This is a genomic window from Microlunatus sagamiharensis (assembly GCF_900105785.1).
In the GTDB taxonomy this organism is placed as follows: domain Bacteria; phylum Actinomycetota; class Actinomycetes; order Propionibacteriales; family Propionibacteriaceae; genus Microlunatus; species Microlunatus sagamiharensis.
In genome coordinates this window covers 3,851,756-3,867,513 of sequence record NZ_LT629799.1, presented here as the reverse complement: position 1 = coordinate 3,867,513, position 15,758 = coordinate 3,851,756, and the positions used below count along the sequence as shown (strand labels likewise).

Below are 15,758 nucleotides of genomic sequence, written 5' to 3'. Positions count from 1 at the left end.
CGCGAGGCCCGCGCCTCCGGACGAGGGCTCAGGCCAGGGCGGGCACCGCCGCCGGGTGCGGCACCCGCGCCAGGTCCGGGTGGTCGGTGATGACCGAGTCCATCCCGGCCGCGAGGTGCACCGCGATCTCGCCGGCGAGGTCCCCGGGCGCGGCCGGGTCGGTGCCGACGCGGAAGTCGAGCGGGAGGAAGCGGTTCTCGCGCCGGAACGTCCAGCCGAAGACCTCCAGGCCCACGTCGTGCGCCTGGCGCGGCACCGGCGTCACGTCGAGCAGCCGCCCGGTCGGGTCGCGCGGGATGATCAGGCCCTTCTCGAGCCCGACCGCGTCGGCGTAGCGGCTGGCCGCCGCGAGGCCGGCGGCGCTCACCAGGTCGGCGGGGCTGCGCGGGTCGCGGGCGACCACGAGGTCGTACGGAACCTCGCCCGCCTCGACGAGCTGGCCGATCCGCACACCCGAGCCGTCGGCGACCTGCCGCAGGCACGCCGTCTCGAAGCTCTGCACCATGACCGGTGCGTCGTCGGTGGTCCAGCCGCGGGTGTCGAGCGCGGCGAGCAGCCGCGGCACGGGGTCGAGCCCGAGGCCGGAGAAGTACGTCGCGTGCTTGATCTCGGCGAGCACCCCGACCCGGCGCCCGTCGGGCGTGGTGGAGCGCGCGGCGAGGTCGAGCACCTCGTCGAAGGTCATCAGCGCGAAGGCGCCGTCGAAGGTGCGGCTGCCGGGCCGCAGGTGCGGGAGCCGTTCGACCGCGCGCAGCGTCCGGAGCTCGTCGAGGGTGAAGTCCTCGGCGAACCAGCCCGTCCGCACGACGCCGTCGACGACCTTGGAGGTGCGCCGGTCGGCGAAGCGGGGCCGGTCGGCGACGTCGGTCGTCTCGCCGATCTCGTTCTCGTGCCGCACGACGAGCACGCCGTCGGCGGTGAGCACGAGGTCGGGCTCGACGACGTCGGCGCCCTGGAGGATCGCGAGCTCGTACGACGCACGGGTGTGCTCGGGGAGGTAGCCGCTGGCGCCGCGGTGGGCCACGACCAGCTGCTGAGGGTCACTCGTCACGGCCGCTGGGGCGGGAGAGAGCATGCGTCCATGGCACTCCCGCCCGGCGACGGGGCGGTGTTCCGACACGCACGTCCCGCCGACGTGCGGGTGAACGTTATGTGTCTGTGCTCAGGCTGGTCTCAGCCGCCGAGCGACTCCTCCAGCGTGCGCGCGCGGTGCCCGGTCAGCCGCTCGACGTCGCCGCTGACGTCGGCCAGCAGACCGGAGCCGATGGCGAGGTAGGTGCTCACCCAGGCGTCGAGCTGCCACTGCTCCTGGGTCCAGACGCGTCGGGACTCGTACGCCTCCTCGACCGACTCCTCGACGTAGGTGAAGGGCCGTCCGAGCGCCGCGGTCATCCGCGCGCAGGCCTCGCGCACCGAGAAGGCCTCGGGACCGGTCAGCGTGTAGGTCCGCCCGGCGTGGCTCGCGGGGGCCTGGAGGACGGCGACCGCGGCCTCGCCCACGTCCGCCCGCGCCACCGCCGACACGCGGCCCTCGCCGGCGGGCCCCCGGACCACACCGTCATCGCCGGCGAAGAGCGGGAAGAAGTCGGAGTAGAAGTTGTCACGCAGCAGCGTCCAGGCCATCCCGCTGCGCCGGATGGTCTCCTCCGCGTCGTGGTGGTCGCGCCCGAGGGTGAAGATCGCGTCCGCGGCAGCCCCGGCGAAGCTCGTGTAGACGATGTGGCCCACCCCGGCCCGCGCCGCCGCCTCGATGAACGTCCGGTGCTGCTGGCGGCGCACCTCCGACTCCGCCCCCGACACCATGAACAGCACGTCGACCCCGCGCAGCGCGCGCTCGGACGCCTCGGCGTCGCCGTACGTCGCCTCGACGACCTCCGGGTCGCCCGGCAGCCGTGGGGCGCGCGAGGCGTCCCGGACGACGAGCCGGTCGACGGCCGGCGCGAGCCGTTCCGCGACCAGCCCTCCGACCCGACCCGTGGACCCCGTGACCGCCAGCACCATCCCGCTCCTCCTCGCCCGCTGCACCGGCTGAACCGGCCAAGCCGGCCGGACCGGGCCAGGACAGTGTCACGCACTCGCCGACCCGGCTCACCACGGCTACCATCGTCGTGCTCGGGGACCCGCAAGGCCAGGAGCTCCCGTGCGCCCTCATGATCTCGCCGACCCCGAGGCCGGTCCCGCCGTCCGGGCGGCCGTCGCCCCGGGGAGCAGTCCCCGCACCGGCGTCGCACCCCCCGTGCTCTCCCGGGTCGACATGCGACGGGCGACCGTCGCCTCGGGGAACCGGCTCGCCGGCTGGGCCTACGGTCTGTCGCCGATGGTCACCGAGTCGCGTCGCTCCCGCCTCGGCGCACGGCTCGGCATCCTGACCGCCATCACCGCGCTGGTCGTCTACGTCACCTGGCGGATCCTCTTCACCCTGCCCCTGGGCGGGTGGGACCTGGTCGCCGCCTGGGTGCTGGTCGCCTTCGAGATCCTCCCCGTCGCAGGCCTGGTGATCCGGGCGGTGACGCTGTGGGACATCGACACCCGGGCGCCGGTCCCCGTCTCCGACGCGCGACCCGGCCAGCGCTGCGTGGTGATGATCCCGACCTACAACGAGCCGGTCGAGGTCATCGCCCCCACCATCGCCGCGGCGCTCGAGCTCGAGCCGGCGCACCAGACCTGGGTCCTCGACGACGGCAGCCGCCCCTGGGTGGCCGAGCTGTGCGCCGCCCTCGGCGCACGGCACGTGACCCGCCTGGAGCACACGCACGCCAAGGCGGGGAACATGAACCACGCCCTCGACCTGCTGGCCGCCGAGGTGGCCGAAGGAGCCGAGCCGGTCGACGTCGTCGCCGTGCTCGACTGCGACCACGTCCCGCTGCCGACCTTCCTCACCGCGACGCTCGGTCACTTCGACGACCCGGACGTCGCCCTGGTGCAGGCGCCGCAGACCTACTACAACTCCGGGGCCTTCGACGACGACGGCAGCTCCGGCGAGCAGGGCGTCTTCTTCCACGTCCTGCTCCCCGGGCGCAACCACGACGGCGCCGGACCGTTCTGGTGCGGCTCGACCTCGCTCATCCGGCTCTCCGCCCTGCGCGAGGTCGGCGGGATCTCGACCGACACCATCGTCGAGGACATGCACACCACCCTCCTGCTCATCCGCAAGGGCTGGAAGACCGTCTACCACCACCAGGTGCTGGCCCTCGGCCTCGCCCCGGACACGCCCGAGCAGTACCTGCTGCAGCGGCGGCGGTGGGGGATGGGCTGCATGCAGGTCCTCGTCACCGAGCGACTCTGGGCGGCCCGGCGCTGGCTGTCCTGGCGGAACTTCTACGAGTACCTGAGCGGGCCGACCTGGTGGCTCGAAGGCGTCGGGACGGTCCTCGCCTTCCTGGTTCCTGCCGTGGTCCTCGTCAGCGGCGCCCGGGTCTCGACCGCGGACCCCCTGGTCTTCACGATCGTCTTCGCCGTCATGTTCGCCGTCCGGCTGTGGGGGGTCCGGCTGCTCTTCCGCGGGCACCAGCACTGGCCGACGGCGTTCGCGCTGCGCGTCCTGCGCATCCCCGTCGGCCTGGCGTGCCTGTGGTGGCTGGTCACCCGGCGCGAGCTGACCTTCCAGGTGACCCCGAAGTCCGGGGCCGACCAGCGGCTCCGCGGCCGGGTGCCCGCCGTGGTCTGGGGCCTGCTGTGGACGCTCGTGGCCGTGGCCGTCTACGCCCTGCTCGGGCTGTCGGGCTACGTGCCGTGGCACTCGGACCCCTCGAGCACGGCGGCCTCGGGGCTCTGGCTGGCCCTGGCGGGCACCGTGCTGGTCATGAGCATCCGACGCATCCAGGCGGCGGAGTACGCGACCTCGCGGCGCAACGCGCACCGCGTCGCGCTGCGGGCGCCGGTGACCCTCGACGGGACGGAGGGCGAGCTCGTCGACCTCTCGCTGGGCGGCGCGGCCGTCCGCTTCCCCCGCGGCACCCTGCGCGGCGGGACCCACGTCGACCTCGCCCTCCCCGGGACGGAGCCGGTGCGGATGGAGACGGTCCGCGTGGCGGACGAGCCGGGCGGGAGCAGCGAGGTCGTCTCCCTGCGCGTGCCGACCTCCGACTGGGCCGCCTACCGCACGGTGGCGCTGTGGCTCTTCCACACCCCCGCCGGCGTCGTCGACGGCCTGCCCGACGGGGTGCCCGCGGTCGCGACGAGGCGCGCCGAGCGCCACCCCCACGCCCCCGTCCTCGCGCGCCAGTTCGACTGACGCCCGGCCGTCCCCCAGGAGCCCGTGACATGACCTCGCCCGGCCTCACCACCCGCTTCCCCGCCCGACCTGCCCGCGCCTGGCTCGGGCTGCTCGTCGCGGCCGCGGTCGCCCTGGTACCGATCACCCTCACCACGGGCCTGGTCCACGACGCCCTGTACCTCCTCCTCGGCTCGGCCACGGTCGTCGCCGTGCTCGTCGGGGTCCGGGTGCACCGTCCGGCGCAGGCCCTGCCCTGGTACCTGATGGCGACGGGCCTCGGCCTGTGGACGGTGGGCGACTCGATCGACTCCGTGATCACCGACGTCGTCGGGCTCGACCCGGCACCGTCACCGGCCGACCCCTTCTACCTCCTCGGCTACCTGCCGATGACGGCCTCGCTGCTGGTCCTCGTCCGGGGCCGCCGCCCCCGCCGCGACCCGGCCGGCAACCTGGACAGCGCCATCGTCACCGCCGCGCTCGCGCTCCTCGCCTGGGTCCTGCTGGTCGCGCCAGGCACCCTCGGCAACAAGGTCTGGGGGTCGGCCGACCTCGTCGCCGCGCTCTACCCCGCGGTCGACCTGGTGCTCGTCGGCGGGCTGGCCCGCCTCCTGACCACCCCCGGCGGACGGAGCCGGTCGTTCCGGCTGCTCGTGGTGGCCGTCCTCATGATGGTCACGGCCGACGTCGCCGACGCCGCCCTGAGCACGGAGGGCCCGGCGTCGACGGCCCTCCTCGAGGCCCTCTGGCTGTCCTCGTACGCCGTCTGGGGTGCGTCCGCGCTCCACCCCTCGATGGTCTCGCTGACGGAACCGCCACGGGTCGAGCCGGTGACGTTCTCCCGCTGGCGGATGGCCGCCATCGGGGCGGCCGTGCTCGTCCCTCCCGCCGTCCTGGCGGTCTGGACCGCGCTCGGGCTGACCGTCGACGTGTGGGCGATCGTCGTCGGCTCCGTCCTCGTCGTCACGCTCGCCGTGCTCCGCATCAAGGTTTCCTTCGACCAGATCCAGGCGGCCAACGCCGACCGGGAGGCGGCCCGCATGGCCCTGGCCCACCAGGCGGCCCACGACAGCCTGACCGGTCTGCCGAACCGCGCCCAGGCCATGACGATGATGCGTGGCGCGCTCAGCCGCGCCCAGCGCAGCGGAGCGGTGATCGGGCTGCTCTTCGTGGACCTCGACGGCTTCAAGCAGGTCAACGACACCCTCGGCCACGCCGCGGGGGACGAGGTCCTCGTGACGAGCGGGCGCCGCATGCAGGCGTGCGTGCGCACGGGCGACGTGGTGGCCCGGCTCGGCGGTGACGAGTTCGTCGTGCTGCTCGAGCCGGTCGACGAGGAGACCTCGGCCGTCGCGGTCGCCGACCGGGTGGTCACCGCGCTCCGGCAGCCGATCACGCTCGACACCGGGCGCGAAGTGGTGATCGGTGCGAGCGTCGGCGTCGCGATCGCGCAGGACGGAGTGGTCGACCCCGACCGGCTGCTGCACGAGGCCGACGTCGCCGTCTACAGCGCCAAGGTCGGCGGGCGGGACCGCGTCGAGGTCTTCGACCGCCGGCTCCGCGAGGAGCTCGAGCGCCGCGACCAGCTGCAGCAGGGCCTGGCCCGCGCCATCGCCCACGGCGACCTGCAGCTGCGCCACGAGCCCGTGGTCGACCTCGCCTCGCAGACGGTGGCCGGCTACGAGGTGGACGTGGTGTGGCCGCGCCCGGGTGAGGACGAGCTGTCCCGAGCCGACCTGCTCCCGGTCGCCGAGCGCTCCGAGCTGGTGTGCGACCTCGACACCTGGGTCCTGCGCGAGGCGGCCCGGCAGGTGACCAACGTGCCCCTGTCGTCGCGACCGACCGTGCTGTCGGTGCCGATGTCAGGCCGTCACCTGCAGCGCGCCCGGGTGCTGCAGGACGTGGCCGGGGCGCTCGCCGACGCCGACCTCCCGGCCTCGCACCTCGTGGTCGTGCTGGACGAGTCCGAGCTCGACGACGACCCCCGCCTGCTCGCCCACCTCGACGAGCTGCGCGCCCTCGGCGTGAGGGTCTGCATCGACGGGTTCGGCACCCGGGAGGGCCCGACGGACCGCTGGTCGCAGCTGCCCGTCGACCTCGTGCGCATCGACCCGGCGAGGCTCAGCGCCGGACCGTGGTCCGGCTCGACCCTGCTGCGGCTGACGATCGAGACCGCCCACACCTTCGGGTGGGATGTCGTCGCGGACGGGGTGACCGACCGCCACCAGCTCGAGGCACTCACCGGGGTCGGGTGCCGCTACGCCCAGGGGCCCATGCCGCGCCGCACGATCGCGGCACTCTCAGCCGTGGGCTGAGGACCTCGGACCCCGCCGTCGGGCAGACCTGGGCTCAGGAGAGCCAGCGGACCACGGCGGCAGGCGGGACCGGTCGCGACCAGAGGAAGCCCTGCCCGAAGTGGCAGCCGAGGTTGCGCGCACGGTCGTGCTGCGCGGCGTTCTCGATGCCCTCGATCGTCACGCTGAGCCCGAGCTCGGTGGCGGCGGAGACGAGTGCCGCGATCACGACCTCGCCGGTCCGGGTGCCGAGCTGCTCGGCGTACGAGCGGTCGATCTTGATGCCGTCCACGGGGAAGCGGCTGAGGTCGGACATGGCCGACCAGCCGGAGCCGAAGTCGTCGAACCACACGTGGAAGCCGAGCGCGCGCATCCCGTCGACGGCGGCGCGGCTGGTGACCTCGTCGACCGGGGCCGAGGTCTCGGTGACCTCGATGATGACCGACGCCGGGTCGACGCCGGCCGCCTCGGCCTCTCCTCGGAGCTCGTCCAGCCAGCCCGGGCGCTCGAGGTGACGCGTGGAGAGGTTCACGGTCGTCCAGAAGTCGGGACGCTGCGCCTGCCAGCCGCGCAGGTCGCGCAGGGCCCCGCGCAGCACCGCCAGGTCCACGTCGAGGATCAGGTCGGTCTGCTCCGCGACGGGGATGAAGACGCTGGGGGGCTCGACCACGCCCGGCGCGCGCCGCCAGCGCGCCAGGGCCTCCACACCGACCACGCGGTCGGTGAGCAGGTCCACGACCGGCTGGTACCACGGCACGACCTCGCCGCGCTTGAGCCCCCGCGCAAGGTCGACGGCCAGCGGGTCGTCGGCCGGGGCGTCACCGTGGCGCCGGAGCTCCATCGAGAACAGCTCACCCAGCTCGAGCAGCACCGACAGGTCGCGTCGCGAGACCCTGCGGGGGAGCCCGTCGCAGATGCTGAGCACCGCCACGACGTGCTCCGCGACGCTCACGGGGATGCCGACGTAGGCCCCCAGCGGTGCGTCGTCGGGCTCGGCCTGCTCGACGACCAGGGCCTCCCCGGACCCGAGCACCCGCGCGTCGAGGCGGGCAGCCGCGGACGGCCGGTCGGCGACCGCGGGGAGGGTGCGCCCCGAGGGCAGCAGCACGGTGGCGTGGTCGAAGCCGACCACCGAGGCGGCGATCCGGCCCAGCCGCTCGGCGACGGCGACGACCTCGGGGAGGTCGGCTGCCGTGGAGGTGTTCCCGGCGGGACCGCCCGGGTGCGAGACCGGGATCAGAGGTCGGCCTTGCCCTTCTGGAGGACCTCGGTCCAGGCGGGACCCCGGTCCAGGACGAGCGAGGCGGCGAACATCGCCCCGGCCAGCGCGAAGTGCAGCGCGTCGTCGGCGGCGTTCAGCGGCAGGAAGTTCGCGCCGCCCTGGTAGGGGATCAAGATCCCGTAGAAGAAGACGACGGCGTAGACGAGGGCGCCGTAGAGCAGGTAGTTGCGGGCGCGCATCGCGGTCGTCGAGAAGAGCAGGCCGGCGACGCCGAAGGCCAGGTGCACGGCGTTGTGGAGCACCGAGACCTGGAAGATGCCGAGGAGCCGGGCGGTCGACTCCCGACCAGCCATGCCGAGGTGCATCGAGTGGCTCGTGATGCCCGGGATGAAGCCGGCCACGCCGACGAGCAGGAAGACGACCCCGAAGCCGGCCGCGCCGAGCTGGATCTGCGAGCGCTTGGCCCGGCGGGGGTCCGGGGCGAGGGCGGCCATGGTTCTCCTTCGGTCTGCGGCCGTGGTGGCGGACCGACCCGGGCCACGGCGCCCGGTGCCGGTCCGGCGGTCCCCGGCCTTCTCTCGGCCCCAGTCTGTCGCACGGCCGGCGGACGCGCGGGGCAACCGTCCACCTCGCCGCGGCGTGTCCGCCGAGCGGCGCGCGGTCGGCGTCGACCCGTGGCCCCGGGCCCTCGACTTTCGTCGGTGCCGTGCGCTTGAGTGGCCTCACCCGAACGAGAGGCCGCTCATGCCCGCTCCGAAGACGCCCCGGCTGCGTCGCACCCTGCTCGCGAGCGCCTGCGGCCTCGCGCTCGTGACCTCGCTGGCGCCCGCCGCCAGCCCGGCGCCCCGTACGCAGCCCGCCGCCGACACCGCCGCACCCGCGGGCCGGGCGGCCGACCCGGCGGCCAAGGGGGCCGGGTGACCCAGAAGAACGCGACCGCGCTCGGCACGGGCGGCGCGGTCTCCAGCGTCGACCCCGAGGCCACCCGCGCCGGGATCGAGGTGCTGCGCAAGGGCGGCAACGCCGTGGACGCGGCGATCGCCACCGCGGCCGCGCTCGGGGTCACCGAGCCGTACTCCACCGGCATCGGGGGCGGCGGCTACCTCGTCTACTACGACGCGCGCAGCGGCAAGGTCTCGACGATCGACGGGCGCGAGACCGCGCCGGCGTCGATCCCGGGCGACGCCTTCGTCGACAAGGCGACCGGCAAGCCGTACCCGTTCACCCCCGACCTGGTGACGAGCGGAGCCAGCGTGGGGGTGCCGGGTACGCCGCTCACCTGGGAGAAGGCGCTCGACCGCTGGGGGACGCTCAGCCTCGGCCAGGCGTTGCGGCCGGCCGAGAAGATCGCCGACCGCGGGTTCGTCGTGGACGACACCTTCCGCGAGCAGACCCTGCAGAACAAGGACCGCTTCGCCCAGGTCAGCACCACCGCCGACCTCTACCTGCCGGGCGGCGACGCGCCGAAGGTCGGTTCCGTCTTCCGCAACCGCGACCTCGCCGCCACCTACCGGGCGCTCGGGCGCGAGGGCACGAAGGTGATCTACGGCGGTCGGGTCGGCGAGGACATCGTCCGGACGGTGCAGGACCCGCCCACGACCGCGGACGCCACGCTCCCCTTCCCGAAGGGCTACCTCGAGAAGTCCGACCTGAAGGCGTACCGGGTCAAGCGACCCGCGCCGACCAAGGTGCGCTACCGCGGGCTCGACGTCTACAGCATCGCGCCGTCCTCGAGCGGCGGCTCGACCGTCGGCGAGGCCCTGAACATCCTGCAGACCACGAAGCTGTCGCGGCTGCCGCGCACCACGGCCCTGCACGACTACCTCGACGCCTCGTCCCTGGCCTTCGCCGACCGCAACGCCTACGTGGGCGACCCCGCCTTCGTCGACGTGCCGCTGGACACGCTGCTCTCGAAGCGCTTCGCCCGCTCGCGGGCCTGCCTGATCGGCGACCGGGCCCTCCCGACGCCGACCGCGCCCGGGGCCCTCGACGCCGACGGCTGCTCGTCCGCCGCACCGGTCGGTCGCAACGAGGTCGGCACCTCGACCTCCCACCTCGTCACCTCCGACCGGTGGGGCAACGTCGTGTCCTACACGCTCACGATCGAGCAGACCGGCGGCTCCGGCATCGTCGTGCCCGGTCGCGGCTTCCTGCTCAACAACGAGCTGACCGACTTCAGCTACGACCCGAGCGCAGCCGGCTACGCCTCCGACCCCAACCGGCTCGAGGGCGGCAAGCGCCCGCGCAGCTCGATGGCCCCCACGATCGTGCTGCAGGACGGCAAGCCCCGCTACGCCATCGGCTCCCCCGGCGGCGCCACGATCATCACCACGGTGCTGCAGACGCTGGTCAACCGCGTCGACCTCGGCATGACGCTGCCCGAGGCGGTCGCGGCGCCCCGCGCCAGTGCGCGCAACCTCGCCTCGGTGAGCGCCGAGCCGGAGTTCGTCGCCGCGTACGGGGACGATCTGGAGGCCCTCGGCTACACGCTGGTCCCGACCGGCGACTCCTTCACGCTGAACGCCCAGATCGGCGCCGTCGCGGCGCTGGAGTTCCGCCGCGGCGGACGCGTGCTCGCCGTGGCCGAGCCGGTCCGCCGGGGCGGGGGTGACGCCGAGGTGGTGCGCCCCCGCTGAGCCCACGAGCCCCCGGTGCCTCTGATCGGACGACCCCCGTAACATCTCGCACCACGGGGTCCGCGGACGCCGTCGGGCCGTGCAGGACGGCCCGACCCGCACGCACCGGACGGGAATGCCTCGTGGAGCTCCGCTCGCGGTTCGTCGCCGAGCTCCGCACCCTCAGCGGCGGCCGCTACCACGACCTCTCGCCGGACCGCGTGTCCGACGCCGTCCGCCGGGTCCTGGGCCTGCCCGGCGCCGGGATCGTGATGCTCCACCGCCTCGTGCGGCTGCCGGTCGGCTCGTCGGGGGAGCACGTGCCCCTGGCCGAGCAGCTCCAGGTCACCCTCGGCGAGGGGCCCTGCCTCAGCTCGGCCGCCCACGGTCGCGCGATGGCCTCCTCCCGGGACGCGCTGGTCCTGGGCTGGCCGGTCTACGGGCGCGCGCTGATCGCCCACACGCCGTTCCGCAGCACGCTGTCCTTCCCGCTCGCCCGCAGCGGCGTGGTGTTCGGGGCGCTCGGCGGCTACAGCACCGATCCCGAGCCGCCGCTCGAGTGGCCGCTCGAGGTGATCGAGTCCGAGGTGATGGAGCTCGTCGGGGGCCTCCTGCTCGCCGGCCTCCCCGAGCCCGGCGACGCCCTCGGCTCCGGGGACGGACGCGTGCTGCAGGAGCGGCACGCGGTCTACGTGGCGCTGGGCATGGTCATGCAGGCGGGCGACCTCGAGGAGCTCGACGCGCTCGCCGTGCTGCGGGCGTAGGCGTTCCGCACCGGGACCCTGCTGGACACCGTCGCCGCGCGCCTGGTCGACGGTGCGCTGGGCACCGGCGAGGTCCTCGGCACCTCCTAGGCGGGCGGGCTCTGGCACGATCGCCTTCCGACCGACGAGCACGAGGAGCCCAGCGTGGCCGACGACCCAGCCATCCCCGACCAGCGCGTGGCGCAGGTGCTCGGGCTCTACGCCCGGCTGGCCCACCTGGTGATCGCCGACCCGGTCCGCTGGCTCGGCCTCGACGACGACCCGCCGCCCAGCGCCCGCTTCCCGGCCAGGGCGCTCGACGCCCTCCGTGACCGCGCCTTCGGCGAGGTCACCCCCGCGTCGCCCCGGTGGGACGAGCGGCCGCTGCACGACCGCGTCGAGTGGTGGGTGCGCCGCATCGGTGTCAGCGCCGGGCTCGCAGCCGCCGCGCCCCGGGTCGCCGGCGCGCTGGCCGACCGGGTCCCGCTGCAGGCGGCCCTCGGCGCGTCCGCGGCCGGGCTCGCGGTGTGCGCGACAGCGCGTGAGCACGGGGTCGTCGAGGCGGAGCGCTGGGTGCCCCTGCTCGCCAAGGTCCTGCTGGACCGCGACCTCGCCCCGGACGACGTGCCCGTCGCGGAGACGCAGGACGTCGGCGCCGCCGAGGCCGACCTCGCGGGCAGCATCCCGGCTCCCGAGGAGAGCGGCGGGCTCGGCCCCGGCGCGCGGCGGGCGGCCGGCACGGTGTGGCGGCTGGCGCGCCAGTTCTGGGAGCTGCAGTCGGTCCTCGACGAGCGACCGCGCGGCAGCCGGGTGTTCCGCGCCCTGGGCAAGCTCCCCGTCGTGGGTCTGCCGGCCGGGTTCCTCGACGAGCGGGGCGGGATCAAGCGCGCCTCGAAGGAGACGGCCGCGCTCCTCGGGAGGAGCGCGCGCTGACCCGTTCCTCCCGAGCGGTAGGTTGCCGCGCCGTACAAGCCCTTGCCAGCGCGGCAATCTACCGCTCGGCGGTCGGAAGGATCAGGCCAGGCCTAGCGCAGCGCGACCGGCGGCATCCGCAGCTCGGACCCGGCCGGCAGCCCGAGGAACCTCGCCAGCCCGTCCAGGCCGGCCGCCGCGTCGGGACCGGCGATCCCGGCGGAGCCGGTGAGCCCCGCGAGCCCGGCCAGGGCGCCCAGCGCACTCGCGCCGGGCGAGGCGGTGGCGCGCGGGTCCTCGCTGTTGCGCGGTCGGCCGACCCGGGCCAGCGGCCCGACGTGACGGGCGGGACGTACGGGAGCGCGGTCGGGCAGGTCGGCGCGCTCCCGGGCGATGCGCACCGCGTCGTGGAGGCCGCCGAGCTCGTCGACCAGGCCCACCGTCCGGGCGTCGGCCCCCGTCCAGACCCGTCCGCGGGCGACGCCCTCGACGGCCTCGCGGCTCAGGCCGCGACCCTCGGCCACGCGGGAGGTGAAGTCCTGGTAGACCGCGTCGAGGGAGGCGTCGAGGCGCTCGCGCTCCTCGTCGGTGAAGGACCGGCGCGCGGAGAACATCCGCGCCCGGGCGCCCTGCTCCACCACCCCGGTCGTCAGCCCCACCCGCTCGAGCAGGTCGGTCACGACGAACTTGCCCCCGAAGACCCCGATCGAGCCGGTGAGCGTGGCGGGCAGGGCGACGACGACGTCGGCCGGGCAGGCCACGTAGTAGCCGCCCGACGCCGCGACGGACCCCATCGACACCACGACCGGCCGGCCGGAGTCGCGCACGCGGCAGACGTCGCGCCAGATCGTGTCCGACGCCACGGCCGAGCCACCGGGCGAGTCGACGTGCAGCACCACGGCGCGCGCGGAGTCGTCGTCGAGCACGGCCCGCAGGTCGGCGGTCACGGTGTCGCTGCCGACCGACGGGCCGGACGCGCCCCGGCGGCTGGGCCCGCTGACGATCCCGCCGCGCACCTCGACCACCGCCACGTGGCCGCGGGAGCGGCCGGGCAGCGACGGCAGCGCCGGGCGCCGCCGCGGGCGCCAGCGGTCGGCGAAGAGCAGCGTGGCGTCCTCCCCCACCCGCGCGCGGACGGAGGCGTAGACCTCGTCGCGGTAGCCGAGCCGGTCGACCAGCCCGGCCCGTCGCGCCTCGTCGGCGGTGCGCGGACCCGTGTCGACCAGGCGGCGCACCTCCTCGACGGGCAGCCCGCGCCCGGCGCCCACGTCCGCGACCGCCCCCTCGAGGAGGGACCCGCTCAGCCGCTCGAGCGACTCGCGGTGGGCGGGGGTCAGCTCGGAGCGGCTGATGCGGTCCACGGCGTTCTTGTACTCGTAGCGGCCCTGGAGCTCGGGCTCGACGCCGAGCTTGTCCAGCGCCCCGCGCAGGAAGGTGGTCTCGACCGCGACGCCGAGGAGGGCCACCTCGCCCGTCGGCTGCAGCCACACCTCGTCGAAGGCGCTGGCCAGCGCGTACGCGGGCAGGTCGCTCCCGCCGGCGGCGAAGCTCTCGGCCCACGCCACGGTCGGCTTGCCGCTGGCCGCGAACGCCGCGACCCCGGCGCGCAGCTCCTGGGCCAGCGCCCAGGGCAGGGTGCCGCCGACCTTGGCGACCAGCCCGACGACGCGGCGGTCGGAACCCGCCTCGTGCAGGGCCCGCAGCAGCGGCCCGCGCTGGGGCCGGCCGCGCGCGGCGAGCCGGGCCAGCGGGTCGCCCGGGGCGGGGTCGGCCGGGGCCGACGTCAGGTCGATCTCGAGCAGCAGCGGGGCGGTGCCGGGCAGAGCCCGTCCTGAGCCTGTCGAAGAAGCCACCCCACCCACGGTAGGTCGGCGTGCGGACGGCACCGGTCGCGACAAGGCGGCGTACGCGTCGGGGTCCACGGACGGGTCACGGAGAATGGACGGGGTGACCGACTGGATCGTCTCCCTGATGAACGCGCTCGGGAGCCCGGGCGCCGGTCTCCTGGTCGCGCTCGAGAGCATCTTCCCGCCGATCCCCAGCGAGCTGATCCTGCCGCTCGCGGGCTTCACCGCGAGCCAGGGCACCCTGAACGTCGTCGCCGCGGTCGTCTGGACCACCGTGGGTTCGCTGGTCGGGGCCCTGGTGCTCTACGCGCTGGGCGCCAAGGTCGGCGAGGAGCGGCTGCGCGCGGTCGCCCGGCGGATGCCGCTCGTGCGCGAGTCGGACATCGACACCGTGGACGGGTGGTTCGAGCGCCACGGCGGCAAGGCCGTCTTCTTCGGCCGCATGGTGCCCGGGGTCCGCAGCCTCATCTCCATCCCCGCCGGCGTCGCGCGCATGCCGGTGGCCCGCTTCGCCCTCCTCAGCAGCCTCGGCAGCCTGGTGTGGAACACCCTGCTGATCAGCGCCGGCTACCTCCTCGGCTCGCAGTGGTCGGTCGTCGAGACCTGGGTGGGCCGGTTCCAGGAGGTCGTCGTGGTCCTGGCCGTCGTCGCGGTCGCGGTCGTCGTGGTCAGGCGGGTCCGCGACCACCGCCGCCGCGCGGCGCCGGCGGGCGAGGGCTGAGCGCTCCTCCTCCCGGGCGTCCGGCTGGGCGTCCGGCGATTCCACAGGAGCCGGCCAGGAGATCGGCGACCAACGCACGGGCGGGCCTGGCACGCTTGGTCCGTGACGACAGCCGACCCCGCGGTGGTGGGGTCCCCGACGAGCGCGGCGGGCGTGCCGTACGCGCGCTCGGGCCTGCTCCGGATGGTCGGCGAGGACCTGCGCTGGGCGTTCCGCCGGCCGTTCGGCTGGCTGATCGGGATCGCGGTCAACCTGGTGCTGTCGCTGGCCTACCTCGTCGTCGTGCCGCTGCGTGACGGGTCGCACCGGGACTGGGCGATCCTCGTGGGGACCTACTTCGCGGTCTTCATCCTGGCCGACGTCACGAGCACCAACGTGCTGGGCGTCGACGCCGACCGCACCCGCCTGCGCCTGCTGCGCGGGGTTCCCCTGGCCAAGATCCTGCTCGTCAAGAACCTCGCCCTGCTCGTCATCGTCGGGCTGCCCACCCTCGTGGCGACGGCCTGGATCACGATCGTCGACGAGCCGGACTACCGCCTGACGCTCACGCTGCCCGGGGTGCTCTACCCCACCCTGCTGTGGCTCGGCGTCGGCAACCTCGTGTCGGTGCTGCTGCCCTACCGCCCGCTGTCCCTGCGGACCCGGTGGAGCCAGCGCCGCGTCTGGCGCAGCACGCTGCGCTGGCTCACCTGCCTCGGGCTGCCGTACGTGCTGTGCGTTGCCGTCGACCCGATGTCGCGGCTGCCCCGCCTGCTGAGCGAGGCGCTGCACCTGCCGCCCGGTCCCGGGCTGCGGGGCGCGGAGGTCCTGGCGCTGGCGCTCGTGCTCTACGGCGTGCTCAGCAGCACCGCCGTCCGCCTCGCGCACCTGCGCGGCCTCGGGCTCGACGACCTGCGCTGAGCGAGCCGGCGCCGGTCGGCCCGCTCGGGCGCGGGCCGGAGGAGCCGGTATCAGACGGACGCGGGCGCCACGTGGTCGGTCGCCGCGGCCCAGCCGCTCGGCTCGGCCGGACGGCGCGTCCGCCGGCTCACGGCCCAGACCACCGTGCCCGCGCAGGCGCCGACGAGGGCTGCCACCGTCCACTTCATGGGCCCAGCCTAGGACGCCGCCCGGTCCCCCGGTCCGAGGCGGCGGGGCACTGCGCACGACCGTGGTCGGATGCGCGGGCGGCGTACGCCTCGTAGGGTCGTC

At 75.0% G+C, this 15,758-nt stretch carries 14 protein-coding genes; 8 read left to right on the top strand and 6 right to left on the bottom strand.

Translation table 11 applies throughout. From position 1 onward, the window contains the following. Window positions 1-28: 28 nt before the first annotated feature. Both BLU42_RS17810 and BLU42_RS17805 read right to left on the bottom strand, forming a co-directional pair. Entirely contained in the window at window positions 29-1,051 is a 1,023-nt protein-coding gene (locus BLU42_RS17810; protein WP_231918262.1) for a glycerophosphodiester phosphodiesterase family protein, read from the bottom strand. A 122-nt stretch (window positions 1,052-1,173) separates the two neighbouring features. Further along, entirely contained in the window at window positions 1,174-2,001 is an 828-nt protein-coding gene (locus tag BLU42_RS17805; protein ID WP_091077559.1) for an SDR family oxidoreductase, read from the bottom strand. A gap of 139 nt (window positions 2,002-2,140) precedes the next feature. Here BLU42_RS17805 and BLU42_RS17800 point away from each other — a divergent pair, with 139 nt between their 5' ends. Together BLU42_RS17800 and BLU42_RS17795 are read left to right on the top strand one after the other, a co-directional pair. Beyond that, the gene (locus tag BLU42_RS17800) at window positions 2,141-4,234 is read left to right on the top strand and encodes a glycosyltransferase family 2 protein (RefSeq protein ID WP_157720078.1); all 2,094 of its coding nucleotides are present in this window, start codon (window positions 2,141-2,143) and stop codon (window positions 4,232-4,234) included. Window positions 4,235-4,263: 29 nt separating this feature from the next. Continuing rightward, the gene (locus BLU42_RS17795; RefSeq protein ID WP_091077554.1) at window positions 4,264-6,528 is read left to right on the top strand and encodes a putative bifunctional diguanylate cyclase/phosphodiesterase; all 2,265 of its coding nucleotides are present in this window, start codon (window positions 4,264-4,266) and stop codon (window positions 6,526-6,528) included. A gap of 34 nt (window positions 6,529-6,562) precedes the next feature. On the opposite strand, the gene BLU42_RS17790 is transcribed toward BLU42_RS17795, so the two are convergent. Both BLU42_RS17790 and BLU42_RS17785 read right to left on the bottom strand, forming a co-directional pair. Further along, on the bottom strand, window positions 6,563-7,639 hold the full coding sequence (locus BLU42_RS17790) for a sensor domain-containing phosphodiesterase (RefSeq protein WP_091077551.1): 1,077 nt from the start codon (window positions 7,637-7,639) through the stop codon (window positions 6,563-6,565). Between the two features lie 104 nt (window positions 7,640-7,743). Beyond that, entirely contained in the window at window positions 7,744-8,223 is a 480-nt protein-coding gene (locus tag BLU42_RS17785) for a DUF4383 domain-containing protein (protein WP_091077549.1), read from the bottom strand. Between the two features lie 250 nt (window positions 8,224-8,473). Here BLU42_RS17785 and BLU42_RS21540 point away from each other — a divergent pair, with 250 nt between their 5' ends. The 4 genes from BLU42_RS21540 to BLU42_RS17770 all read left to right on the top strand — a co-directional run bounded on the left by BLU42_RS21540 (window position 8,474) and on the right by BLU42_RS17770 (window position 12,020). Continuing rightward, window positions 8,474-8,650 carry a hypothetical protein gene (locus BLU42_RS21540; protein WP_231918260.1) on the top strand — a complete coding sequence of 59 codons (177 nt, stop codon included), beginning with the start codon at window positions 8,474-8,476 and terminating at the stop codon, window positions 8,648-8,650. Then, window positions 8,647-10,365 carry a gamma-glutamyltransferase gene (gene ggt, locus BLU42_RS17780; RefSeq protein WP_231918258.1) on the top strand — a complete coding sequence of 573 codons (1,719 nt, stop codon included), beginning with the start codon at window positions 8,647-8,649 and terminating at the stop codon, window positions 10,363-10,365. The genes BLU42_RS21540 and ggt overlap by 4 nt, the downstream gene beginning before the upstream one ends. Before the next feature lie 122 nt (window positions 10,366-10,487). Then, the gene (locus BLU42_RS17775) at window positions 10,488-11,108 is read left to right on the top strand and encodes a GAF domain-containing protein (protein WP_091077545.1); all 621 of its coding nucleotides are present in this window, start codon (window positions 10,488-10,490) and stop codon (window positions 11,106-11,108) included. Window positions 11,109-11,252: 144 nt separating this feature from the next. After that, window positions 11,253-12,020, top strand: coding sequence for a hypothetical protein (locus tag BLU42_RS17770; RefSeq protein ID WP_091077541.1), 768 nt, complete (start codon window positions 11,253-11,255; stop codon window positions 12,018-12,020). Window positions 12,021-12,112: 92 nt separating this feature from the next. Here BLU42_RS17770 and sppA read toward each other — a convergent pair whose 3' ends face one another. Further along, on the bottom strand, window positions 12,113-13,852 hold the full coding sequence (gene sppA, locus BLU42_RS17765) for a signal peptide peptidase SppA (RefSeq protein ID WP_231918256.1): 1,740 nt from the start codon (window positions 13,850-13,852) through the stop codon (window positions 12,113-12,115). Between the two features lie 85 nt (window positions 13,853-13,937). On the opposite strand from sppA, the gene BLU42_RS17760 reads away from it, so the two are divergent. Next, window positions 13,938-14,567, top strand: coding sequence for a DedA family protein (locus BLU42_RS17760; RefSeq protein WP_091077537.1), 630 nt, complete (start codon window positions 13,938-13,940; stop codon window positions 14,565-14,567). A 102-nt stretch (window positions 14,568-14,669) separates the two neighbouring features. Continuing rightward, window positions 14,670-15,467, top strand: a complete 798-nt coding sequence (locus tag BLU42_RS17755) for a hypothetical protein (RefSeq protein ID WP_157720076.1) — start codon at window positions 14,670-14,672, stop codon at window positions 15,465-15,467. 50 nt (window positions 15,468-15,517) lie between these two features. Here the strand turns inward: BLU42_RS17755 and BLU42_RS20760 are convergent, their stop codons facing one another. Then, on the bottom strand, window positions 15,518-15,655 hold the full coding sequence (locus tag BLU42_RS20760; RefSeq protein ID WP_157720075.1) for a hypothetical protein: 138 nt from the start codon (window positions 15,653-15,655) through the stop codon (window positions 15,518-15,520). Window positions 15,656-15,758: the final 103 nt, after the last annotated feature.